Genomic DNA, 23,363 nt, shown 5'->3' on the forward strand with positions numbered 1-23,363 from the left:
AGACCACCACGATCACTGTCCCGCCCAAGCCGACACCCACGCCGACGCCTAGCCCGAGCCCCACGCATTGGCGTGATAGCAAGGACTGGACTGTTATCCCGCCCCCTTATCGGTTTCCGCCGCTTTACGCCGGCCTGCCCCGCGACGACTATGCCTTCCCCCCAACCCTCGGCAACCTCACCTTCAACCCCAAATGGAGCAGCAGCGACGGCTGGCTCGGCTCCGCAACCTACAACGACGAACAAGACAACCCAGCACTAAAACTATCAGTCACCAGAAACAAGCTCACCTCAGACAACAACTTCAACAACAACATCGAACGCTGGCGAGACCCACACTACGTCGACCACCTCACCTGCGGACACGAAAAAGAATTCGGCGGAATCGAATGCATGGCCTACAGCGAAGACGCCCTCATCCGCGCCAAAGCCGAATGGCACATGAGCGAAAACAAAGAAGCCCTCATAGCCGAACTCAACGAATACATCACCCACCTACAAAACAGATGAAGCCGGAACTCGACGACTGCCCAGGCAGCTGCTAAACCTGTTTTACCGGCTCCGCACACGGGACGTCGGCTGCCGTATCGCTGTGCGGTGATTCCAGTCCCGCTCTGCGGGAGTCCGACAGCGATTGTATGGCAAGCGCCAGCAGCACCAGCTCGAAAGCAAAACGAACCAGCACGGCCAAGAAGTAGAGCGCCTCCGGTCCAGACTTCTCCAACGTGAGATGCCCCGAGAGCCGAGCCCAAACCGCAACATAGTGCGCCACCTGCACCCCAGAGAACACCCAGAACAATACGTCAACCCGACGGCACAAAAACAGAGCCACCACAACCCAAAGCCCCGTCTGCGGCGGATAGGCGGGTGCAAGCAACGCGAAGATCAACAGCACCACAAAGGAAATATCCTCCGCAGAAGGACGGCGACGGGACACATAAAGCCAAGAAAGGAAGACCCCCGTCAAAATGAGCGCCAACGCGAAAAGCAGCGGCCCCCACTCCCGCACCGTCAACCCTGCAATCTCAAACAGATAGGGCACCGAACCATAGCTGACCCTCGAATTAACCAGACCCCGGTAATAGGCGTACACGCTGCCCGGGTGCGCGATGATCTGCGGCAGGTGAACCAGCGACAAGATGCCCACCAACGGCAGGAACAGTCGGGCCAATTCCCCCCAGCGGGCCGCCAGCGCCAGAGACGCGACAGCCCCGACGACGAACACCAGCGGCCAAGAAGCCGCAGATGCCGCCAACCCCAGCACCAACCCGGACTCCACGTACCGCCCCCCACGCAGTTGGAAAACTGCAACAACCGTGAGCGACAAGCCCAGAAGATCCCAGCTCAGCAGCCCGGAGGCAAGCACAACCGGCGACGCCGCGAGCGCCAACGCGTCCCAGTCCCGGCCATCCTTCCGCGCGATCGTCGCGGAGCAGATGACCAAAACCAGGAAGCAGGCGAACAGCAGGATCGTCGTCGCGCCGAAGTAGCCCGCCATGCCAACATAATCGTGCTGCGGCTCCTCAAATCGCCACTCAAGCACCTGCCCAAGCCACACCGAGAAAGTGATCAACAACCCAACCAAAGGCGCATAGCTTAGCTGATCCCCGCCCAGCACCTTTACCCCTCCTGACCAGTGCATGAAGGAGTAGTGCGCCGAGATATCGGAATAGCATAGGCGAATATAGGCGTTTATCGGGTTATTGGGATCAGAAGTGAGACACGGCAAGTGCCGCAGATAGACAACGGCAAACAACACCGTCGCCGCTCCGATCACCCACGGCAACGGCTGGAAGAACGGGCCAGCAGGACGCGCGTGACGTCCGGCGGGCCCGCCGAAAACTGGGAGCAGAGCGTTGTTCACGTGCATAATCTAGCCGCTTGAGGATCGGCTAGCCCCCCGGCTGCTGCCGGGCGCGACCAGGCTGCTCCGAGTTAGGCGGATCCGGGGGCTCGGGCGGCTGTGGATCGCCTGACGGCTCCGGCTGTTGCGACGGCGGCTCCGGCTCCCTGGAAGGCTTCGGCTCCTTCGACGGCTTCGGCTCCTTGGAGGGCTTCGGCTCCTTCGACACAGCCGGGCTCGTGCTCTGCCCCGGCTCCGCGACCGATGAAGACGCTGGTCCCGGATCCGTCGTCGGGCCCTCCTCGCCAGGAGGCTGTTGCCCGGGTTCCTCCACCTCCCCCTGCTCCCCCACCGGGTAGTCGGTGGGCTCCGGCTCCGCGGTCGGCTTCACCCGCTTAGGTTTCGTGAACGGCTCCACCGGATGTCCCTCCACCGCCACCGTCATGTAGTCCAGCCACGTGCGCAGCGGATAGCCCGACCCGTAGAAAGTGCGGTCACCCGGCTGCTTAAACGGGATCAGGTCATCGTTTCCGCCCTCGCCCGCGACATACATCACCGCCGTCGTCACCTGCCGGGTCATGCCGATGAACCACGCCGAGGTGATACCCTTCTCCACGCCGTTAGTGCCCGTCTTACCCGCCACCGGTCGACCCAGCTTCGACGCCTTAGTGCCGGTTCCCTCGTCCACCACCGACGTCAGCGCGTCCACCACCGTGGCGGCGATCTCCGGCTCGACTTTCTGCTCCTGCTGCGCCGCCGCCTCATAAAGCACGTTGCCATGCGAGTCCTCCACCTTCGCGACGATGTGCGCCGCGTTGCGTTTGCCGTCGTTGGCCAAGGTCGCGTAGGAGTTAGCCATGTCCAGGGTGCTCACCTCGCCGAAACCCAGCGCGAGTCGGCTGTGCCGATCCCAGCCCGGCCCCTCAGGGGCGCCGGCATCGTTCGCTGCGGTGACGATGGCGTCGGGCCCTTGCTTCAGCTTCTCCGTCAGGTCAACAAAAGCGGTGTTCATCGACTGCGCCAGCGCCCGCCGAAGCGAAACTTGGCCGTAGTTCTTCCGGCCCTGGTTGTGGATCGGCTTCGAATCGCCACGCGGTGTGAACGTGTCACCGTTCAGCCGCGTCTCCAAGGTGAAGCCATCGCGCAGCCCCGCCACCACCGCGAAAGTCTTGAACGTCGAGGCGGCCGGGCGCGGCGTCGTCGCCCAATTTCGGGGGAACTCCACGAAGTCCGGGCCGCCATAGAGCGCCTTGATCGCCCCCGTGGAGTTGTCCACCGAGGCGAGCGCGATGTGCAGATCCTCTGCCTTGGCGCCATCCTTGCTCTTCTCCGCCGCCTCCGCAGTGTACTTCTGCGCCACAGCGACGGCGTGCTCCTGCAGCGGCAACTCAACCGTCGTCGTGACCCTGAGGCCGCCACCTTGAATCTGGTCCTCGGGGAAGCCGATGCCCTCCAGCTCGCTCTCCACCATCTTGAGCAGGTAGCCCTTCGGGCCGCCGTAGCGATTGTTCACGGGCACCTCCGGGAACTCCGGCAGCGCCGGATGCGCCTCGGCATGCTGCGCCGGGGTGATGAAGCCCATCTCCAGCATGCCGTCCAACACGTACTGGTAGCGGCCGAGCAGGCGCTGGCGCTTCTGTTCTCCACCCGACGGGTTGAACCCTGCCGGGTTGTTCAGGATGGCGGCCAACGTCGCCATCTCCGCCACGCTCAGATCGCTGGCGGGCTTGAGGAAGTACGATTTCGCTGCTGCCTGGATGCCGTAGGCTCCCCGACCGAAATAGATGGTGTTCAGGTACCCCTCAAGGATCTGCTCCTTCGGCAGTTCCTTGCCCATCTTGATCGCCAAGAAAAGCTCATTCACCTTGCGCCTCATCGTGCGCTCGGAGTTCAGGTAAAGAATCTTGATGTACTGCTGCGTGATCGTCGATCCGCCCTGCAGTTCGCCTCCGGTCAGGATCGACCACGAAGAGCGGGCGATCGCCTTCGCGTCGAACCCCGGATCGGTCCAGAAAGACCGGTTCTCTGCCGCGATCACGGCGTCCTTCGCCAGCTGCGGCATCTCTTCGTAGGTGAGGCTCTGCCTGTTCTGCACCGCCAACGAGCCCAGCTGCTCGCCGCCCGCGTAGCTGACAAACGTCGTGTTGGTCTGAAAATCGCCGTTCGGGTCGGGCAGCTTCGTCGTCTGATACAGGTAGAAGAAGGTGCCGATACCCGCCAGCGCGAGCACCAGCACCGTCACCAGCAAACCGAAACTGACCCGCTTGACGATCCTGCGCGCCCGGCCCGTCGGCTTACCTCGCCTGGGCTTGTCCTTACCAGCCATGTTTCCTCTCCCGACGCAACCCGCGCTGCGGCTGCACCAAATCTAGTACCGCCGCTCAACTCACCCGCCCACTGACGGTGGATCGCTATGCCTTCGGCCACTCCTGCCAAACCGCAACCGTCCAGGCCGGCACCGGCTGCCCGCCCACAACCACGTCGCCGGTGCCTTCCGACCAGTAGTTGTGCTGCGGTTCGTACTGCAGCGACGTGTCGATCAGCCTGCGCCACTGCATCCCCGGCTTCGGGGTTGGCGCGACGAAGTCGCGGGTCTGCGAATCCATGTTCACCATCAGGAAGAAGTCGGAGTCGGGCGAGTTGATAACGAGCGCGACAGCCCGATCGCCGTCGTACGGTTTGCCACCCACCGGCGAGAGCCACAGGTAGGTGACGTCCCCGTCGCCCACCTCGAAATTGCCCCAGGTGCGCTGCCTGAGCGCTTGGTGCTGTTGCCGAAGCTGCAACACGAAGCGGGCAAACCGGAACAGGCCGTTGACGTTCTCGGCGCACTGGAACTCGCCCAGGTTGTCGTGATACCCCACGTCGAAGCCGTGGCCGAGCGGCGCCTGCTGCGGCTTGTTCGTCGGAATCATCGCGTAGTTGTTCCACATGGCCGGCGAACTCAACGCCCACGGATTGTTGTTGCCGTTCTGGGTGCGCCCGAACTCGTCGCCTGCGACGATCATCGGCACTCCCCGTGAGAAAAGGTGCAGCGCCCAGAAGTTGCGCAGCCGCTGCCGCCGCAGCGCGTGCGAGCCGCCCGAGTCCCACGACAGGTTGTCGTCGGTGCCCCCGTCGGACGGGCCAAACGGGTACGGCCAGTAGTTCTGCTTCTCCTGGTAACTCACCAGATCCGCCAGGTTGAAGCCGTCGTGGGCGGTGATGAAGTTGATCGACTTCTGCGCCCCACCGTTGTCTTGGAAATGATGGTAGTCGCCGTTGAGCATGTCCAGGAAGGCGCGCGTGTTGCCGTCGCCCTTCGCGAAACGACGGATTGCATCACGATAGCGCCCGTTCCACTCACCCCAACCGCGCGGGAAGTTGCCGACCTCGTAGCCCCACAGATCCCAGGCCTCGGCGATCACCTCGATGTCGTTGCGTTCAGCGAACTGCGCGATCTCGATCAGCAGCGGATGGTTCGTGAAAAACCGCTTCTGAGCCAGCCAATCCTCCCTATCCGCCTCGGCCGGCTTCCGCCCAAGCACCGTGGCCAGGTCGAAGCGGAACCCGTCGACGTGCATGTCGAAGGTCCAGTAGGCCAGCGAATCCAGCACCAGCTGAATCGCGGCCGGTGAGGAAAAATTCAACTGATTGGATGTGCCGGTGGCCCCGTCTACGAGAACGAACTCGTTGGTCATCGAGTAGTAGTCGCTCGTCGCAAAGCCGCCCAGGCTCGTAAAACCCGTGGTGTTCACGTCACCCGACCAGTTGCCGCCCTCGGCGGTGTGGTTGTAGACGACGTCGAGATAAACCTCAATGCCGTGCTCGTGGAACGCGTCCACCATGTCACGGAACTCTCGGGTGGGTCCTCCCGGGCGCTGATCCGACGAGTAGCGCCGGTTTGGCGCAAAGAAGCCGAGGGTCATGTATCCCCAGGAGTTGGACTTGCCCTCGCGCAAGCTCTCCGAATGGTTTGTCTCGTGGATCGGAAGGAACTCCACCGTGGTGATGCCTAGGCCCTTCAGGTAGGGGGCCATCATGCCAGCGCCCTTATAGGTGCCCCGGTACTGCTCGGGGATGTTCACCACGTCGGCGAAGCCCGGCTCGTCCGCCAGCAGCTCGGTGAGTCGCGCCGTTGACTCGTGGCCCGAAAGCTGCTCCACCTGCACCTCGTAGATAGTGGTGTCTTCTTCCGGCAGGCGCGGCTTGCGGCTCACCGCCGGGGCCTCCGCGACGATGACCCCCTTGGGCGCGAACCGTCCCGTGTCCCAGAGCCGGCGGGCACGGCCGTGGTAGTCGTCACCGCCCGTGCCGAACACTCCGTCGTCGAACCCATGCTCGACGATGGCATCGGCGTAGACAGAGTGCGTGATCTCACGCGCGTAAGGATCGAAAAGCACCTTGTTCGGGTTGAAGCGGTTGCCGTGCTCGTCGAGGTCGGCAACGAACCCCAGTTCTTCGCCGGGCTGCCAACCCTCGACGTGGGGCCAGTTGCTGCCCCAGGCGCGGAACCCGTAGTAGGACCCCAGCGGAAGCCCCTGCAGTTTGCCGCGCCAGATGCCGTCGGTGCTTTTCGCGAGTTCGAATGACGCGAAGGCGTCCTCGCCGAGCGCGGCAGTGTAGATCTCCAGCACGATCCGGGTGGCGGCGGGGGAGTAGATGGCGAAGGTGACGCCTTCGGCGTGCGGGTGGGCGCCCAGGGGCCAGTCAGCTTCGGCCCACGTCTGCGGTTCTAGCGGCACAACATGCATGGCAACCATCTTGCCCAATTCCTCCAACATTCAACGGCATTTCCCGCACAAAACGGGATTGGTGCCGCCAGGCCACTCGGGCACACCGCCAAACTCGTTGAACGTTGCACTAAACTGGGCACCGTGAACTACCGCCTCCTGCTCGTGCACGCGCACCCCGACGACGAATCGAGCCAGTCTGCGGCCACGATCATGAAGTACTGCTCGGCCGGCGCCCAGGTGACGCTGGTCACCTGCACCCTAGGCGAGAAGGGTGAGATCCTGCTGCCTGAGTTCAGCCACCTTAGCCCCAGCGAACTGGGCAGGCACCGCGCCAACGAACTCCGCGCCGCCACCGGTCTCCTAGGGCTTGACGATCTCGTCTTCCTGGGCGGGCCGGGCCGCTACCACGACTCTGGGATGACCACCGATGAGGCGGGCCGGGTCATGGCACCGGAGACTCTCCCAGACAACGCCTTCTGGAAAGCTGACCTACTTGAGGCTGCTGATCACCTGGTGGCCATCATCCGTGATCGGCGACCGCACGTCATCAGCACCTACAACCCGCACGGCGGCTACGGCCATCCCGACCACATCCAAGCACACAGGGTGACGATGTACGCGGTGACGCTGGCCGCCGTCGCCGAGCACCGCGAGGATTTGGGTCCCGCCTGGCGCGTGCCAAGGGTGCTGTGGAGCGTCTATAACACCGGCGCTTGGGAACGCGGCTACGAGATGGCCGACGAGCGGTTCCCCGGGCTGTTCGACGAGCGGCACGCGCGCCGCCTGAGCAAGGTCACGCCCAAGGAGGCCATCGTCGCCGTGATCCCCTACGCCGACAACGCCGACCGAGCCCGGGCAGCGCTCGGTGCACACGCCTCCCAGGTGAACCTCTCGGACCCATTCTGGCAGGTGCACCAGTTGGTCAACCGCCTAGACGGCGGCGGCGACGCCTACGTGTTCGTCAGCGGCACTCCGCTGCCCGACGACGGCGCACCCCACCCGTGCATTTTCACCGGATTGGATGAGGACACCCAACCGCTTTAGTCGACCTTCTACGATGAACGCATGATGAGGTTACTGGGCCCCGTAACGGCAGGATGCCTGCTGCTAAGCGCCTGCACCTCAGCTGATCCGGTGACCACCCAGCAAACGAGTCACATTTCGCTGCCTAAACTGACCCGGCCGTGGAACGACAAGTTCGCGGCATCCCTCGAACTCGACCGCATCGAAGTGTCGGGCCAGACGGTGCTCATCCCGGAGGGTCTCACGCTCCCCGGCGACGCCCCCCTCACCGCCACCACCGAAGTGGCGCTGTTCCTGGCTGCGAGAAACCCGGAGCAGATTCGCTCCGCCCTCGAATCCAGCGCGGAACAAGCCGGATACCGGGTTTACTCGCGCACACCCGAGGCCACCGTCTGGGAAGGCCGGGGAATGGCTGTACGGCTTGAAGTATCGCCCGGGATGCAGGTGCTTGCCTGGGGGCCGGCCGAGCTGCGCCCGGAGTTCATCGCCCAGGAGTAGCCCAGTCTCAGGCCACCCGCATCGTCCAACCGAACGGGTCCTCAGCGCGCCCGTATTGGATATCGACGAGCGCCGCACGCAGTTCACGAGTCTTCGCCCCGGGCGTGCCGTCGCCCACCTCGTGGTGCACGCCGCCGGGTGCCTTGAAACCCACGATCGGGGTGACCACCGCCGCCGTGCCGCACGCCAGGGCCTCCACCACGCGACCGCTGGCCACCCCGTCGAATAGCTCCTCGACGCTGATGCGCCGCTCCACCGGTTTCAGACCATGCCGTGGAGCCAGTCGGAGCAGTGAGTCGCGCGTGACCCCCGGGAGGATGGAGCCCGTCAGCTCCGGGGTGACCAGCTCACCGTCGGCGGTGAGGAACATGAAGTTCATGGTGCCGCACTCCTCGATGTACTTCCGCTCGGCTCCGTCGGTCCAGAGCACCTGGCCGCAGCCGTTCGCCTCCGCCTCAAGTGCGGCCTGCAGGCTGGCCGCGTAGTTTCCGCCGCACTTGGCTGCGCCCGTGCCGCCGGGAGCGGCCCGGGTGTAGTTAGGGGTCAGCCAGAGGGTGACCGGCTCGTCGTAGTAGGCCCCGACGGGCGAGGCGAGGATGCAGAAGGTGTAGCCGGAAGCGGGCCGCACCCCGAGGTAAGGCTCGGCCGCCACCATGAAGGGGCGAATGTAGAGCGACTGCTCGCCCTCCGGGCTCGGCACCCAGTCGGCTTCGAGCTCGACGAGCGCCCGAACCCCTTCGACGAAGTCCTCCGGGGGCAGCGGGGCCATGCCGAGACGCTCGGCGGAGCGCACGAAACGGTTCGCGTTCATGTCGGGTCGGAACAACCACACCGAACCGTCGGCCCGTCGGTAGGCCTTGAGCCCCTCGAAGATTTCCTGCCCGTAGTGCAAAACGGCAGCTGCGGGGTGCATCTGCCAGGTGTCCATCGCCTCGATGCGGTGGTTGGCCCAGCCGCCCTCACTGTACTCCGCGAGCACCTGGTGATCGACGAAATAGTAGCCGAACACCGGGCTGGCAAGCACTTTCGCTCGTTCCTCGGCGCTGGCCGGGTGGGGATTTCGGTGCAGGACATACTCGGTCATAGGCCGAGCCTAGCCCGTTGCTGGCGGCGCTGGCTGGCCGACCATCTGGCGACACACCCCGGGACAACACCGCCCGGGACGTGTACCAACCACTCAAGGGCTCGGAGACAGCATCGACGCGGCCCCGCTGAGACTTCAAAGAACATCTGTCGGTTTTGCCAATAAACTTGGGCGCGGCCGTGGAGCGCGGTATCCTCTTCCATAGCTTCCTGAGATTTTCTAAGTTTCAGGTTCAGATTTGTCGAAACTGTGAGGTGTAATGCGCAAACTGCTGCTGGGGCTGATCGCTGTGCTGTCGCTGGGCAGCACCACCACCGCAGTCGCCCTACCCATCGCCCCCGCGCCGGCACCGCCCATCCCCGGCGTGCCCACTCCCTGCACCACAACCAACCCGTGGCCGGCCAAGGCCCCAATCGACAAGGTGCGCAAGCAGTTCGAGGAGAAGTTCGGCATCCGGGTGCAGGGCGACCAGTGGACCGAGCAGAACCGTCGCGCAATCAAGATCGTCTGGGAGACCATCGACGCTGTCTCCTGCACCGACTACTTCCCCACGCTGCTAGGCAAGAATCACGGCCGCGTCGGCCTCAACGCCGCCAAAACCCGAAGCTGGGCCTGGGGCGACTGGTCACTCACGAAAGCCGGCTACGTCACCCTGGACCTCAGCAAGTTCCACACCGCCATCGACAACCACGACGAAGGCCGCCTCGTCAGGCTCGTCATCCACGAGTTCGGCCACGCCTTCAACTCCGACCGCCACAGTAACCCGCGCTACTGGCAGGAGTTCAAGGACCTGCACGCCCGCGAAGGCCACTTCTCCGAATACGCCGGCGGCTCCGTCACCGAAGTGTTCGCCGACACCGTCGGCTACTACGTCGGACGCTGCGCCCTGGAGAACCCCTACAACTCCGGCAAGCACAAGAAGTACTACGAGTTCGTGAAGAAGAACGTCTTCCACGGCCGCGAGTTCGGGCCCGCCCCAGGCACGACCCCCGACTGCGCCGCGCCGAAGAAGGGCGCGGAAGAGCCCGCCCCCGCCACCGCCGAGGAAACCTCGACGACACCCTGGTACCGCGAACTCGTCGCCGAATAGCCGCGGGCGGCAGCCCGAGTCCCCTCTAACCCGACCCACCGTCGCCCCTGGTAGGACCAAGGCGTAGCGTAGGTATATGGCAGGGCAATCGAAACCGGTCGTTTCCAAGACCCCGACACCGTCGTCGTTCCTACTCAAACAGGTGATGGTGCTCACAGGCTTCGTCTTCGTGTGCTTCGTCGTCGTGCACCTGTTCGGCAACCTGAAGGTCTATCAGGGACCTGAAGCATTCAACTCGTACGCTGGCTGGCTGCGCGAAGTCGGCTACCCACTGCTGCCCAAGCAGGGAGTGCTGTGGGCCCTAAGGATCGTGCTGCTCGTCTCTCTGGTGCTGCATGTCTACGCGGCCACGACCATCTGGCTGCGCGGCCGCAAAGCTCGCGGCCCCTACCGCCGCAGAGGAACCAAAAGCTTCACCGCCAGCACAGCTCGCGCGATGCTGCCCGGAGGCGCGGTGCTGTTCACCTTCATCGTTGTACACATCCTCGACCTGACCGTCGGAGCGTTGGTCCACCCCGAGCGGTTCCGCCACCCCGATGGGGCAATCCACGCCTACGAAAACCTCGTGGCCAGCTTCCAACGCCCCCTGATGGCGCTGTTCTACATCGCCGTGATGTTCGTGCTGGCTCTCCACGTCGAGCACGGCTGGCGAACCCTCCTGCAAGACGTCGGCGCCACCGGTCGCCGCCTACGAAAATTCTGGACCATCCTCGGCGGCCTCATCGCCCTGGCCATACTGCTGGGCAACGCCGCAATTCCCGCACTCGTCCTGATCGGGGTGATCGCATGACACGCGAAGCAAGCCGCAAATCCTTGACCCGGCTCCTCCGACGCCCGAAACCACTCCCGCGCCCCACCCGCGCCAACGTCACTCTGGACGCCCGAGTCCCCGACGGCGACCCGCTCAGCGCGTGGGATCGTCGCCGCGCGGAATACCGGCTGGTCAACCCGGCCAACCGGAAAAAGATGACGGTCATCGTCGTCGGCACCGGGCTCGCGGGCTCCGGCGTCGCCGCCGCGCTCGGCGAACTCGGCTACCAAGTGGAGTGCTTCACCTTCCACGACGCGCCACGACGCGCCCATTCCGTCGCCGCACAGGGCGGCATCAATGCCGGCCGGGCGCGAAAAGTGGATGGCGACTCCATCCGACGATTCGTCACCGACACCGTCAAGGGTGGAGACTTCCGGGGCCGGGAGGCCGACGTGGTGCGGCTGGCCACGGAGTCCGTGCGGGTCATCGACCACATGCAGGCCATCGGGGCACCCTTCGCGCGCGAGTACGGCGGACAGCTCGCCACCCGCAGCTTCGGCGGCGTACAAGTGTCCCGCACCTACTACACGCGCGGCCAAACCGGGCAGCAGTTGCAGATCGCGGGCGCGCAGGCCCTGCTGCGGCAGGTGGAGCGTGGCACAGTCAGACTGCACACCCGCACCGAGATGCTTGACCTGATCGTCGTTGATGGCCGGGCCCAAGGTATCGTCACCCGGGACCTCGTCTCCGGCGAGATCCGCGCCTGGACCGGCCACGCCGTCGTGCTTGCCACCGGTGGCTACGGCTCGGTCTACTTCCACTCCACGCTCGCCATGAACTCCAATGCCACCGCCACCTGGCGCGCGCACCGGCGGGGAGCGTACTTCGCCAGCCCCTCCTTCGTGCAATTTCATCCGACGGCGCTGCCGATCAGCTCGAAGTGGCAGTCCAAAACCACCCTGATGAGCGAATCGCTGCGCAACGACGGCCGTATTTGGGTGCCGAAACGCGCCGACGACGCGCGCGCCCCCGGCGACATCCCCGAGGACGAGCGCGACTACTACTTGGAGCGGCGCTATCCCGCTTACGGCAACCTCACGCCCCGCGACATCGCGTCGCGGGCCGCGCGCTCCGAGATCGTCGCCGGGCGCGGCGTCGGCCCGCTCAAGAACTCCGTCTACCTCGATTTCTCCGATGCCATCGCGCGCCTGGGGAAGAAGGTGATCGCGGAGCGCTACGGCAACCTGTTCGAGATGTACACCGACGCCACCGGAGAGGACCCGTACCGGGTACCGATGCGCATCGCGCCCGGGGCGCATTTCACGATGGGCGGCCTGTGGAGCGACTACAACCAGATGACGTCCATCCCGGGCCTGTTCGTCGGCGGCGAGGCGGGCAACAACTACCACGGGGCCAACCGCCTGGGCGCCAACTCGCTGCTGAGCGCCTGCGTCGACGGGTGGTTCACGCTTCCGCTGGCGGTGCCGAATTACTTGGCGGGCCTCGTCGGGAACCCGCCGCTTGCCCTGGATTCGCCCCAGGTGAGCGGCGTCGTCGGCGAGGTGCGCGAGAGGGTCAACCGACTGCTGGGCAACAAGGGCTCGGTGAGGCCGCACACCTTCCACCGCAAACTGGGCGAAATCCTGTACCGAGGATGCGGGGTTTCGCGCACCCGGGAGGGGCTCCGGCAGGCGCAGCAGGAGCTCGCCGACCTGAGGCGAGAGTTCTGGCGCGACGTGCGCGTGGTGGGCACCGGGGACCGGCTGAACCAGGAGTTGGAGAAGGCGGGCCGCGTCGCCGACTTCATCGAGCTGGCCGAGCTGATGGTGCTCGACGCTCTGACCCGCACCGAGTCCTGCGGTGCCCACTTCCGTGAGGAGTACGCCACCGCCGACGGCGAAGCCCGACGCGACGACGAGAACTGGTGCAGCGTTTCCGCTTGGGAAACCCGCGATGACAAGCATATTCTGCACAAGGAAGAGCTGAGCTTCTCCCTCGTGCCCTTGCAGCAGAGGAACTACAAGTGAGAGTAGAACTGGAAGTCTGGCGGCAGGCCGGCCCCGACGATCCCGGCCACTTCGAGCGGCACGTCGTCGATGACGCCACCGAGGAGATGAGCCTGCTGGAGCTGCTGGATCGGCTGAACGACCAGCTGTTCGACGAGGGCAAGGAGCCGCTGCAATTCGAGTCGGATTGCCGCGAGGGCGTGTGCGGGGCCTGCGGCGTCCAAGTCAACGACACGCCCCACGGGCCCGTGCCAAACACCCCCTCGTGCCGCCAGCATCTGCGGGCCTTCGGCGGGATCACCAAGCTGCGCATCGAGCCGCTGCGCAGCGCCGCGTTCCCGGTGGTGCGCGACCTCGTGGTTGATCGTCGAGCCCTCGACCTGGTGATCCGCGCAGGCGGGCACATTGACGTCGCTGCGGGCACCGCGCCCGACGCCGACTCCGTGCAGGTGCCCCACGAGCTCGCCGAGCTTGCGCTCGACTTCGCCGCCTGCATCGGCTGCGGGGCCTGCGTTGCCGCCTGCCCAAACGGCGCGGCCCACCTGTTCGCCGGCGCCAAACTCGCCCACCTGGCCCTGATCCCGCAGGGCAAGAACGAGCGCAGCCGACGGGCGAAGGCCATCATCGAAGCGGTAGAGGGCGAGTTCGGCCCCTGCTCCACCTACGGCGAGTGCGTGAAGGTGTGCCCGGCGGGCATCCCGCTGTCCGCAGTCGCCGCCCTGTACCGCGAGCGGCTGCGCGGAGCCTTCCGCGGCCGGGACAACTAACGACGAGGAGAGCCCCATGGAAGTCACCGCCTACAGCATCGACGCCGCCGACGGAGCATTCGCGAAAACGACGATCACCCGACGCGACCCCGGACCCACGGAGGTGTACATCGACATCAAGTACGCGGGCATCTGCCACTCCGACATCCACACCGCTCGCGGCGAGTGGGGCGAGGTGCTCTACCCGCTGGTGCCCGGCCACGAGATCGCCGGTGTCATCTCCCGTGTGGGCGACGACGTCACCAAGTTCCGCGTGGGGGACCGGGTGGGCGTGGGATGCTTCGTCGACTCGTGCCGCGAGTGCGGTGAGTGCCGGGACGGCTTCGAGCAGTTCTGCGAACGGCGCGAAACGATCTGGACCTACAACTGCCTCGGCCGCGACGGGCTGCCCACGGCGGGCGGCTACTCGCGCGGCATCACCGTGGAACAGGACTACGTGGTGCGCATTCCCGACGCGATCCCCCTGGAGAGCGCGGCGCCGCTGCTGTGCGCCGGCATCACCACCTACTCGCCGCTGAAACGCTGGGGCGCGGGCCCCGGTAAGCGCGTGGGCGTCGTCGGGGTGGGCGGTCTGGGCCACATGGCGGTGCAGATCGCGGCCGCGATGGGCGCGGAGGTCACCGGGCTGGGCCGCAGCCTCGCCAAACGCGACGACGCCATCCGGATGGGTGCCACCGACTACGTCTCCACCACCGACGCGGACATGATGAAGCGGCTGCGCGACACCTTCGATCTCATCGTGACGACGGTGTCCGACGGCCTGGACCTGCACCTGCTGATCTCGCTGCTCAAACCGCGCGGGGTGCTCGTCGATGTCGGACTGCCCCAGCACCCGGCAACGCTCGCGCTTGGGCGGCTGATCTCCGGCAACAAGGTGCTCACCGGCTCCAACATTGGCGGCATCCGCGAAACCCAGGAGGCCCTCGACTTCTGCGCCCAGCACGGCATCGGCGCCTGGGTGGAGGTCATCGACGGGGAGCGCATCACGTCGGCCTACGACGACGTGGTGGCCTCCAAAGTGCGCTACCGCTACGTGATCGACACCGCCACCTTCGACTGAGCGCCCGGAGCCGCTAGGGCTCTCGACCCGCTCGGGGCCGCCAGCGGCGACGGCCTCAGGTCGGCTCACGGTGTGCGCAGCACCCGAACCGGATCCCGGGTGGCGGCGAAGGCCGCGGGCGGGACAGCGCTCGCGGCCGCAGCAAGCAACGCCAGCACCACGGTTCCCGCAGTGAAGGTCCACGGGATCGCGATGCCCATCCGGCCCACCACGACGAGTCCCGTGAGGGCGCCGAGAAGGCACCCGAAGAGCGCCGGCACCAGGGTCCGCCCCAGCACGAGGGCGACGACGGTTCCCCGGGAGGCTCCGAGCGCTCGGCGACGGCCGAGGTCGGCGCGGCGGATCAGCACATCCGACAGCACCACGATGGCCACCAGCGCTCCTCCCCCGCCGAGGACCCCGACGAGCAGTCCGCGGCCGAAGGACCCGAAGTCCTCACGCACCTGGGCTTGCAGCTCAGCCAGCCCCACGGGGGACTGCACCCGCAGGTCGTCGGTGCTCTTCGGGGCGATGAGGCCGATCACCTGCGGCTGAGTGGCTGCGGCGGCGGCAGCGTCTGCGAGGACGACGCTGAGCTGCGGGGTGGGGGTGTCGCCCAACTGGATCAGGATCCCGGAGGCCTGCGCGTCGAAGGGCTCCCGGGCGGTGAAGCTGCCGACGACGGCGAACTCGGCGAAGTCCCCGGGGGCGGTGGACCGCACCCAACCGAAGGGTTCGTCCCATCCCAGCCGACGCATCGCCGCGGTGGAGACGAGGGCCTCCCCTTCCTGCGGCCATCGACCCGCGGAGAGTTCGGCCACGTGCGCGAGCCTACCCGCCACGCCCCAGGCAGGGACCGGGTTGCCGCCAGCGCCCACCACGCCGTTCACCACGTCCACCGGCAGGTCGACCCCGACGGCCCTCTCGACCGTGGTGAACCCGTCGGCCTGCGCCACGATCTCCGCCCCGATGAGGTCCTTGCGCCCCGTGTCGTGGATTTCGAGCAGTCGGGAGCCGGCGGCGTTGATTCGCGAGTTGATCGCTTCCTCTGCTGCGGCGGTACGGCCGACGGTCGCCAAGGTGGCGGCAACCATCGCAGCGACGATGACGAGGACCAGCCCGGTGGGGACCCGGGCGGCCAGGGTTGAGAGCGTGATCTCACGCAGCAACACCGTCGATCTCACAGCGACAACACCTCGTCACAGCGGTCGAGCACGAAGGGGTCGTGGGTGGCGATGACGACGGTGCGATCGGCGTCGACGCTGGCGGCCCTGAGCGCGTCGAGCACCTCGGCGGCGTTGGTTCGGTCGAGGTTGCCGGTGGGTTCGTCGGCGAGCACCACGCTGGGTTCGTTCACCAGCGCTCGGCACACGGCCACGCGCTGCGCCTGCCCCCCGGAGATCTCGCCGGGGCGGTGGTTGGCGCGGGCGCTCACGCCCATGCGGTCCAGCAGTTCCTTGGCTCGGGCTCGGATCTGAGCGGGATGTCCCCCTCCGTACAGTGCGGGTTCCATCACGGAGTCGATGACCCGACGGGAGGGGTCGAGTGCGGAGTCTTGGAACACGAACCCGATGCGGGTCGCCCGCAGCGCTGACCTGACCCTGTCAGAACCGGCGGAAACGTCCACCCCGTCGAGGAGTACAGCTCCCCTGGTGGGGGTCAGCATGAGGCCGAGCACGTAGAGCAGCGTCGACTTGCCTCGCCCCGAGGCCCCGGTGAGCGCGGTCATCCGGCCGCGAGCGAACTCGTGGCTGAGGCCGTCGAAGAGTTCCTCTCCGCCCTTGCGATAGGCGAACCGTAGTTCCTTGACCGCGAGCATGCTCAGCGCCCGCTCTCACCGGTCAGCCTGACGCGTGTCCCCTCGGGGATCCCGTCGACGATGACGATCCCCTGACCGGAGCCCCGCACGGTCACGTCGGCGGGCCCTTGCTCGGTCTCGACGAACGTCGTCCCGTCTGGGCGTGTCGTCACGGCTGCCGCTGGCACCGCCACGCCCTCGATCGGGGGCACGACCACGACCTGTGAACGCAGCACCAGTTCCTCCGCTGCTGGGAGCTGCCCGCACTCCTCCCCGCACACCGGGGCCCCGTCCGCCCCGACGAGGGTGAACTCGGTCTCGTTATCGGGCGTCAGCCTCGCCTCGGAGATTGAGGCCCGCCACTGGAGGGCTTCGAAGGTGATTTCGACGGTGGAGTCCTGCGGGATCAGCTCGGCTTGGGAGGGGTTGACGATCAGCACGAACCGTCGCTCGCCGGTCGGGGCAAGCACCCCGTCCTCTCCTCCGCTGAGCCGATTCCCGACACGGATGTTCTCCCCCAGCGTCACGCTGATCGGCAGCGTCGGTACCCCCACCAGTTCTCCCAGCTCGACGCTGCCCGTCTGGGGTCGGGACTCGGCCTTCTGCCACGCCTGAACGGCCTGGACGGTGCTCTGCCCGAAGGAGCCGTCTGCCTCTCCCGCGAAATAGCCGCTGCTGGCGAGGAAGGACTGCAACGCCTTGACGTCCTCCCCCGCGATTCCGTTGGAGAGGGCGCGGTGGAATGGGCGGGAGGCCTGCACCACACGTACCGGCACATCCCCGACGATGTAGGCGACTTCGCCTTGATTGCGTTGACCGGGGTTGACTTCCGTGACGATCCCGGTCAGCCCGTTTACTGCGATGGGCCGGGAGGGCTGCTTTACTGTCGTGGACAGGGGGAGGCTGCGACCAACCGACGATTGGGTCGCCGTCGCCCACAACGCTTCGGGAGCCTCGGGAGCACCGAGTCTGGCCTCGGACAGTGTCGCCCGACCAGCCCACCATCCGATCGCGCCGACGAGAAACAGCCCAACCAGGAGCATCCCGATCCGAACCGCCACGTTGCCGGGCCTGATCTTGTCCAACATCGGACACCTCCCACAGAGTTGGACTGTTATCGGATACCTTAGTGGTGGTTCTCTTCAAGAGGCCTAGGTTAGACAGGAGCAAAGTAGCCTCCGTTCGGTGCTGCGGGTGGTGCTTGACGGAAAAGCCGCTCGGGGCCACACCGATGCGAGTTCGAGGCTTCACGGGGAGGTGGGGCAATGTTGCGATACCCGGTGGCGGTCAGAACCCGAGCGGTCGCGCACCCGGCCGCCCAGGGATGGGAAGCGGGCAGATGATCATCAAGACTTCTCCGGCGACCAAACGACCGCCTTCTGACGCGTGTGCTACACCCTCCCGCCCGAGAGCAAAAGCTAACCTGCTCTTTGCCGGGGCACTCGCCATGTTGGTCTCCTGCACCCCAAACCCTTCACCTCCCCCACCGGACCCCTCCGCCAACACACCCGGATCCTCGACCCCAACAGCAGGAGCTACCTCGACGGCCACCACAATTTCCTACGAGGAATGGCTCGCCAGCAGATGGCAGGGCGAAGGCGACCCCCCGGAGCCGCTGCCAGTAGTGCGGGAGGTAGCAGCTTTCGAATTCCTCAAGGTGCACAGCGAGTGCATGGCCACCTACGGATGGGTCGACGAGGACCCCAGCCCTGACAAATACGCGTATTCCGTGCCCGAAGGACAGGGAGACAACTTCAACGTCGCGGATTTCCAGTGCGCTGCCCAATATCCCGAGATGCCCAAGTACTACCAGCCGTTCAACCGTGCCCAACTCGAATACCTGCACAACCGTTTCACCGGGCAAGTCACCGATTGCCTACGCAGTCTCGGCCACGACGTACCAGAGCCCCCGTCACGGGAAAAGTTCATCAGCGACTGGGAAAACGACGTGACTCCCCGATGGGTTCCCTGGGATCTCGTACCAGACAAAGACCACGAGGCAGCCGAGAAACAGTGCGACTACTACCCTCCAGAGTTCTACGACCTCGCAACCACCCCAAACTGAAAACAAGACCCCCACAACCCGGCCAACGTCAACCCCTGCACACGCCAGCCGAGAACACCGAAGCCCTCGCCTGACCCGGCGCACCCCAACCCGATAAGACCTTCACAACAGCACCCAACCAGCACAAGAGAAACCTGACCAGCGCGCCACCCGGTTCAGATCCCGCACCACCAACGGTTATCCTTCCACCTGGTTTCGGTTTTGGCAGGAGGCACGATGAACTGTCGCTGGGTGGTGTTCGGCTTCTCGTTGCTGGCGTACATCGTCGCAATGATGCATCGCTCGTCCCTGGGCGTCGCGGGCTTGGAGGCCGCGCAGCACTTCCACGCCACCCCCAGCGTGGTGTCCACCTTCGTCGTGCTCCAGCTGTCCATCTACGCGCTGGCGCAGATTCCCGTCGGGTCGCTGCTCGACCGTTTCGGCCCCCGGGCGCTGCTCACGTGGGGCTCCGCGCTGATGGCGGGCGGCCAATACCTGCTGGCCTCTGTGGAGGCCCTGCCACTAGCCTACGTAGCCCGCGCCCTCGTCGGCCTGGGCGATGCCTGCATCTACACATCTATCCTCACCCTGATCCCGCACTGGTTTGCTCCGCGCATGGTGCCGCTGATGGCGCAGCTCGCCGGATTCCTGTCGGTCTTCGGCCAGCTGGCCGCCATCTACGGCCTGCTGCCGATGGTGCAGGGCCACGGCTGGTATTGGGGCATGACGGTGTCTGCCATCGTGGGGGCGGCGACGACGGCCCTCACCTTCGCATTCGTCCGCGACTCCCCCGAGCCCCTAAACCGCACCCCCGTTAGCCTGCGCGAGACGCGCAGCAACATCTGGGAGACCGTGCGCCACCCCGGAACCCAGCTGGGGTTCTTCATCCACTACACGTCCGGTTTCTCGATTACCGCCTTCGTGTTCATGTGGGGGCTGCCCTACCTGCAACAGGCTCAGGGGCTCAGCCAGACGGCGGCGGCCACCATGTTCACGATCATCACTGTCTCCGGGGTGTTCTTCGGCCCCCTGCTCGGCATCCTCACCGCCAGGCACCCGCTGCGGCGCTCCAACCTGGCGCTCGGCGTCATCTGGGCCAGCCTGCTCGGCTGGGCCGCTGTACTGCTCTGGCCCGGCCAGGCGCCGACGTGGCTCATCGTCGCGCTCGTGCTGGCGCTCGCCGCGAGCGGACCCGGCACCGCGATCGGCTTCGACTTCCCCCGCACCTCGCTGCCGCCGTCGCGCTTCGGCGTGGCCAACGGGGTGGTGATCTCCGGCGCCTTCTTCGGCGGCACCCTCACCATCTTGCTGATCGGGCTGGTGCTGGACCAGCTCTCCGGGCACGCCAACGAGTACACGTTCGAGCAGTGGCAGTGGGCGATGTCGGTGCAGATCCCGCTATTCCTGGTAGGCATCGTCGGCATCTACTGGACGCGCACCCGGCTGCGACAGCGGATGCGCGAGGCCGGCGTGATCGTGCCGCCGTGGCGCAGCGCCATCGCCCGACGTTGGCACGGCCGCCGACGACGCTCCCGCCGCTAGCTGGCGAAGCCACAGGCAGGTCGGTGGATCGTCGCCGGGGGGATAGAATGCCGGGGTGCTGACGATGCAAGATGCCCTCCGCAAGCTTTCGGACTACTGGACCTCCAAGGGATGCCTCACCTGGCAGCCCTTCAACACGGAGGTTGGCGCCGGGACCATGAACCCCGCGACGGTGCTGCGAGTCCTCGGCCCCGAACCGTGGGATGTCGCCTACGTTGAACCGTCGGTGCGGCCCGACGACTCCCGCTACGGCGAGAACCCCAACCGGCTACAGACCCACACCCAGTTCCAGGTGATCCTGAAGCCGGAGCCCGGCGACCCGCAGGAGCTGTACCTGGGTTCGCTGGAGGCGCTCGGCATCGACCTGGACGCGCACGACGTGCGCTTCGTCGAGGACAACTGGGCCCAGCCCGCCATCGGCGCCTGGGGGCTCGGCTGGGAGGTTTGGCTGGACGGGATGGAGATCACCCAGTTCACCTACTTCCAACAGGTGGGCGGGCAAAACCTCGACCCAATCCCGGTGGAACTCACCTACGGGGTGGAGCGCATCCTGATGGCCGTGCAGCGCAAGACCCACTTCAAGGACATCGTCTACGCCATCGCCGCCGACGGCCGCGAGGTCACCTACGGTGAGGCATACGGGCAGCAGGAATACGAGATGAGCCGCTACTACCTCGACGATGCCGACGTCGAGACCAACCGCGCGCTCTACGAGGCCTACGTCGCCGAAGCCACCCGCATGGTGGCGGCCCGCCTCCCAGTTCCCGCCCACACCTACATTCTGAAGTCGTCGCACGCCTTCAACGTGCTGGACGCGCGCGGGGCCATTTCCACCACCGAGCGCGCCAAGGCGTTCGCGACGATGCGCCGCCTCATGCGCGACACCGCCGCCCTGTGGATCGAGCGCCGCGAAGAGCTCGGCTTCCCCCTGGTGCGTGAGCCGCAGCCCGCCGTCGACGCGCCGGTCGCCCCAGGCGAGCTGGCAGACACCCCCCAAACCCTGGCCTTCGAGATCGGCGTCGAGGAGCTGCCGCCGCACGTCGTCGCCCCGACGGTGGAGGCCGTCCGCGCGCAGCTCACGGAAAGGCTGGCCGCCACCCGGCTCGCGCACGGCCAGGTCACCGTCGACGGCACCCCGCGGCGCATCGTCGCCCGCGTCACCGACGTGGCGCCCGCCGAGCCCGACACCAAACAGCTGCGCAAGGGCCCGAAGTGGGCGGCCGCATTCGACGCGGACGGCAACCCGACGAAGGCCCTGCAAGGCTTCGTGCGCGGCCAGCAGGCGACGCTGGAGCAGGTGGTGAAGGGCGAGTTCGGCGGCAACGAGCACGCCGCCGTCGAGATCGAGGTGACGGGCCGCGACGTGCGCACCGTCGCCGCCGAGATCATTTCCGGTATCGTGGCCGAGCTGCGAGCCGAGAAGAACATGCGCTGGTGCGACCCGTCGCTGTCCTTCTCCCGCGCCATCCGCTGGCTGGTGGCGCTGTGGGGCACCGCCGTCGTGCCCGCCGAGGTTTCCGGCGTCAAAGCCGGGCGCACCACCTATCTGCAGCGGGTGACCGCATCGTCGGCGGCCAGCGGCCGACGCGCCGACGGCGCCCTCGTCGGCCTCCACGAGGTACCCTCCGCGGACGATCTGCCCGGCCTGCTGCGGGCCGGAAACATCATGCTCGCTACCGCCGAACGGCGCGCGGCCGTGGTGGAGCAGGCCCGCGAACTGGCCCACACCGTCGGGGGTGTCATCGACTTCGAGGCCAACTCGGCCCTCGTCGACGAGATCACCAACCTCGTCGAGGAGCCGTTCGGGGTGCTGGGCTCGTTCGACGCCCGCTATCTGGAGCTGCCGGAGCGCATCCTCACCTCCGTGATGGCCAAACATCAGCGCTACCTGCCCGTGCGCGACGCCGCCGGCAAGCTGCTGCCCCACTTCGTGACGATGGCGAACGGCGCCTGCGACCCGCAGCTGGTGGCGGCCGGCAACGAGTCGGTGCTGCGCGCCCGCTACGAGGACGCGCTGTTCTTCTGGAACCAGGATTTGGCGGCGACGAGCGTCGACGAGTTCGTGCCCGGCCTGGACAAGCTCACGTTCGAGGACCGCTTGGGCTCGGTTGGTCAGCGGGCGCGCCGCATCGCCGACGTTGCCGCGGCCCTGGCGGATGTCGTCGGGCTGACCGACCGGGCGACGCTGGCGCGCGCCGGCGAGCTCGCCAAGTTTGATCTGGCCACCAACCTGGTGGTGGAGATGAGTTCGCTGGCCGGGTTCGTGGCCCGCGAGTACGCGCTGTTGAAGGGCGAGACCCCGGCGGTAGCGGATGCCCTGTACGAGATGGAGCAGCCGCACACCTCCGCCGACGATGTGCCCACCACCCTGCCGGGCGCGCTGCTGGCGCTGGGCGACCGGTTCGACCTGCTGGCCGCGATGTTCGCGTTGGGCGCGAAGCCGACCGGGTCGTCGGATCCGTTCGGCCTGCGCCGGGCCGCGCTGGGCGTGGTGCGGATCCTGCGCGAGGTGCCGGGCGTGTCGGCGATCACCATCCGCCAGGGTTTGGAGGCTGCGGTGGCTCGGATCGCGCAGCAGGGTGTCGAGGTGGCGACCGGCGCGGTGGATCAGGCCGAGGAGTTCACCGTCGGGCGCTTCGCGCAGTTGCTGCGCGACGAGGGCAACTCGGCCGACCTGGTGTCGGCGATCCTGCCGTCCGCGGCCACTCCGGGGCGCGCGGCCCGGCTGCTGCGCGAGGTGGCCGACCAGCCGGAGGGGTTGGCGGAGCTGGTGGCGGTGCTGGTGCGGATCCAGCGGATCCTGCCCGACGACGCACCGACCGGCTACGATGCGGCCCTGCTGACGGAGCCGGCGGAGGTTCGGCTGCGCGAGGCGGTGGAGCAGCTGCCCGCCGACCTGGCCGAGCGGCGCCTGGCCGACGTGGTGGCCGGGACTCGCGCCATCGTCGGGGCTGCTCAGGCGTTCTTCGACGACATCCTGGTCAACGCCGACGATCCGGCCGTGCGCGCCTCCCGGCAGGGCCTGCTGGGCGCGGTGCTGGCGGCGGCTCCTGCCGGGGTGGATTGGAAGATGCTCGACGTCGCCCTCGGGTGATGCGTTTCGGCCGGGGGCGGCCCATGCGTGGTTCCGCGCTGGGCCGCCCAACCCGACCCAGCTGTAACGT

Annotated in this window: 18 protein-coding genes; 11 read left to right on the forward strand and 7 right to left on the reverse strand. The window is 66.6% G+C overall.

Annotated features, from left to right (window positions below):
* Positions 1–509: hypothetical protein (locus EII42_RS12910; protein ID WP_199729828.1), on the forward strand; the 509-nt coding region annotated here is incomplete at its 5' end.
* Positions 510–540: 31 nt separating this feature from the next.
* Here the strand turns inward: EII42_RS12910 and EII42_RS07340 are convergent.
* The 3 genes from EII42_RS07340 to EII42_RS07350 all read right to left on the reverse strand — a co-directional run bounded on the left by EII42_RS07340 (position 541) and on the right by EII42_RS07350 (position 6,575).
* Complete coding sequence (locus EII42_RS07340) at positions 541–1,863, reverse strand: hypothetical protein (RefSeq protein WP_125171473.1); 1,323 nt, start codon at positions 1,861–1,863, stop codon at positions 541–543.
* Positions 1,864–1,891: 28 nt separating this feature from the next.
* Entirely contained in the window at positions 1,892–4,168 is a 2,277-nt protein-coding gene (locus EII42_RS07345; RefSeq protein WP_125171474.1) for a transglycosylase domain-containing protein, read from the reverse strand.
* An 85-nt stretch (positions 4,169–4,253) separates the two neighbouring features.
* Positions 4,254–6,575, reverse strand: coding sequence for a glycogen-debranching protein (locus EII42_RS07350; protein ID WP_125171475.1), 2,322 nt, complete (start codon positions 6,573–6,575; stop codon positions 4,254–4,256).
* A 123-nt stretch (positions 6,576–6,698) separates the two neighbouring features.
* Here EII42_RS07350 and mshB point away from each other — a divergent pair, with 123 nt between their 5' ends.
* Together mshB and EII42_RS07360 are read left to right on the forward strand one after the other, a co-directional pair.
* Positions 6,699–7,601: an N-acetyl-1-D-myo-inositol-2-amino-2-deoxy-alpha-D-glucopyranoside deacetylase gene (gene mshB, locus EII42_RS07355; protein ID WP_158676434.1), complete on the forward strand. Its 903-nt coding sequence runs from the start codon at positions 6,699–6,701 to the stop codon at positions 7,599–7,601.
* A 21-nt stretch (positions 7,602–7,622) separates the two neighbouring features.
* Positions 7,623–8,078 carry a hypothetical protein gene (locus EII42_RS07360; RefSeq protein WP_125171477.1) on the forward strand — a complete coding sequence of 152 codons (456 nt, stop codon included), beginning with the start codon at positions 7,623–7,625 and terminating at the stop codon, positions 8,076–8,078.
* A gap of 7 nt (positions 8,079–8,085) precedes the next feature.
* Here EII42_RS07360 and EII42_RS07365 read toward each other — a convergent pair whose 3' ends face one another.
* The gene (locus EII42_RS07365) at positions 8,086–9,162 is read right to left on the reverse strand and encodes a branched-chain amino acid aminotransferase (protein ID WP_125171478.1); all 1,077 of its coding nucleotides are present in this window, start codon (positions 9,160–9,162) and stop codon (positions 8,086–8,088) included.
* 259 nt (positions 9,163–9,421) lie between these two features.
* Between EII42_RS07365 and EII42_RS07370 the strand changes: the two genes are divergently transcribed.
* The 5 genes from EII42_RS07370 (at position 9,422) to EII42_RS07390 (ending at position 14,836) form a co-directional block, all read left to right on the forward strand.
* Positions 9,422–10,252: a hypothetical protein gene (locus EII42_RS07370; RefSeq protein WP_125171479.1), complete on the forward strand. Its 831-nt coding sequence runs from the start codon at positions 9,422–9,424 to the stop codon at positions 10,250–10,252.
* Between the two features lie 76 nt (positions 10,253–10,328).
* Positions 10,329–11,042: a succinate dehydrogenase cytochrome b subunit gene (locus EII42_RS07375; protein ID WP_125171480.1), complete on the forward strand. Its 714-nt coding sequence runs from the start codon at positions 10,329–10,331 to the stop codon at positions 11,040–11,042.
* Positions 11,039–13,030, forward strand: coding sequence for a fumarate reductase/succinate dehydrogenase flavoprotein subunit (locus EII42_RS07380; protein ID WP_125171481.1), 1,992 nt, complete (start codon positions 11,039–11,041; stop codon positions 13,028–13,030). Before EII42_RS07375 ends, EII42_RS07380 begins: the two co-directional genes overlap by 4 nt.
* Positions 13,027–13,776 (forward strand): succinate dehydrogenase/fumarate reductase iron-sulfur subunit, encoded by a 750-nt coding sequence (locus EII42_RS07385; RefSeq protein ID WP_125171482.1) that lies wholly within the window; start codon positions 13,027–13,029, stop codon positions 13,774–13,776. Before EII42_RS07380 ends, EII42_RS07385 begins: the two co-directional genes overlap by 4 nt.
* 16 nt (positions 13,777–13,792) lie before the next feature.
* Positions 13,793–14,836 (forward strand): NAD(P)-dependent alcohol dehydrogenase, encoded by a 1,044-nt coding sequence (locus EII42_RS07390; protein ID WP_125171483.1) that lies wholly within the window; start codon positions 13,793–13,795, stop codon positions 14,834–14,836.
* Positions 14,837–14,901: 65 nt separating this feature from the next.
* Here the strand turns inward: EII42_RS07390 and EII42_RS07395 are convergent, their stop codons facing one another.
* The 3 genes from EII42_RS07395 to EII42_RS07405 are packed head-to-tail and all read right to left on the reverse strand — an operon-like array spanning position 14,902 to position 17,701.
* Positions 14,902–15,999, reverse strand: a complete 1,098-nt coding sequence (locus tag EII42_RS07395; RefSeq protein ID WP_125171484.1) for an FtsX-like permease family protein — start codon at positions 15,997–15,999, stop codon at positions 14,902–14,904.
* A complete protein-coding gene (locus EII42_RS07400; protein WP_125171485.1) occupies positions 15,996–16,634 on the reverse strand; it encodes an ABC transporter ATP-binding protein in 639 nt (212 codons plus the stop codon). Before EII42_RS07400 ends, EII42_RS07395 begins: the two co-directional genes overlap by 4 nt.
* 2 nt (positions 16,635–16,636) lie before the next feature.
* Positions 16,637–17,701 carry a peptidoglycan-binding domain-containing protein gene (locus EII42_RS07405; protein WP_125171486.1) on the reverse strand — a complete coding sequence of 355 codons (1,065 nt, stop codon included), beginning with the start codon at positions 17,699–17,701 and terminating at the stop codon, positions 16,637–16,639.
* A gap of 584 nt (positions 17,702–18,285) precedes the next feature.
* On the opposite strand from EII42_RS07405, the gene EII42_RS07410 reads away from it, so the two are divergent.
* The 3 genes from EII42_RS07410 (at position 18,286) to EII42_RS07420 (ending at position 23,293) form a co-directional block, all read left to right on the forward strand.
* Positions 18,286–18,678: a hypothetical protein gene (locus EII42_RS07410; protein ID WP_125171487.1), complete on the forward strand. Its 393-nt coding sequence runs from the start codon at positions 18,286–18,288 to the stop codon at positions 18,676–18,678.
* A 216-nt stretch (positions 18,679–18,894) separates the two neighbouring features.
* Positions 18,895–20,199 carry a nitrate/nitrite transporter gene (locus EII42_RS07415; RefSeq protein WP_125171488.1) on the forward strand — a complete coding sequence of 435 codons (1,305 nt, stop codon included), beginning with the start codon at positions 18,895–18,897 and terminating at the stop codon, positions 20,197–20,199.
* Between the two features lie 64 nt (positions 20,200–20,263).
* Positions 20,264–23,293, forward strand: coding sequence for a glycine--tRNA ligase (locus tag EII42_RS07420; RefSeq protein WP_233558313.1), 3,030 nt, complete (start codon positions 20,264–20,266; stop codon positions 23,291–23,293).
* The last annotated feature ends 70 nt before the right edge of the window (positions 23,294–23,363 follow it).

The sequence above is a fragment of the Tessaracoccus sp. OH4464_COT-324 genome (assembly GCF_003932855.1).
Lineage (GTDB): Bacteria > Actinomycetota > Actinomycetes > Propionibacteriales > Propionibacteriaceae > Arachnia.

Bases quoted from the DNA above. Each gene is read 5' to 3' on its own strand.
- EII42_RS07345 (WP_125171474.1), bottom strand. From the start codon at position 4,168: ATGGCTGGTAAGGACAAGCCCAGGCGAGGTAAGCCGACGGGCCGGGCG.
- EII42_RS07350 (WP_125171475.1), bottom strand. From the start codon at position 6,575: ATGCATGTTGTGCCGCTAGAACCGCAGACGTGGGCCGAAGCTGACTGG.
- EII42_RS07360 (WP_125171477.1), top strand. From the start codon at position 7,623: ATGATGAGGTTACTGGGCCCCGTAACGGCAGGATGCCTGCTGCTAAGC.
- EII42_RS07365 (WP_125171478.1), bottom strand. From the start codon at position 9,162: ATGACCGAGTATGTCCTGCACCGAAATCCCCACCCGGCCAGCGCCGAG.
- EII42_RS07370 (WP_125171479.1), top strand. From the start codon at position 9,422: ATGCGCAAACTGCTGCTGGGGCTGATCGCTGTGCTGTCGCTGGGCAGC.
- EII42_RS07375 (WP_125171480.1), top strand. From the start codon at position 10,329: ATGGCAGGGCAATCGAAACCGGTCGTTTCCAAGACCCCGACACCGTCG.
- EII42_RS07380 (WP_125171481.1), top strand. From the start codon at position 11,039: ATGACACGCGAAGCAAGCCGCAAATCCTTGACCCGGCTCCTCCGACGC.
- EII42_RS07390 (WP_125171483.1), top strand. From the start codon at position 13,793: ATGGAAGTCACCGCCTACAGCATCGACGCCGCCGACGGAGCATTCGCG.
- EII42_RS07400 (WP_125171485.1), bottom strand. From the start codon at position 16,634: ATGCTCGCGGTCAAGGAACTACGGTTCGCCTATCGCAAGGGCGGAGAG.
- EII42_RS07405 (WP_125171486.1), bottom strand. From the start codon at position 17,701: ATGTTGGACAAGATCAGGCCCGGCAACGTGGCGGTTCGGATCGGGATG.
- EII42_RS07410 (WP_125171487.1), top strand. From the start codon at position 18,286: ATGGCCACCTACGGATGGGTCGACGAGGACCCCAGCCCTGACAAATAC.
- EII42_RS07415 (WP_125171488.1), top strand. From the start codon at position 18,895: ATGAACTGTCGCTGGGTGGTGTTCGGCTTCTCGTTGCTGGCGTACATC.
- EII42_RS07420 (WP_233558313.1), top strand. From the start codon at position 20,264: ATGCAAGATGCCCTCCGCAAGCTTTCGGACTACTGGACCTCCAAGGGA.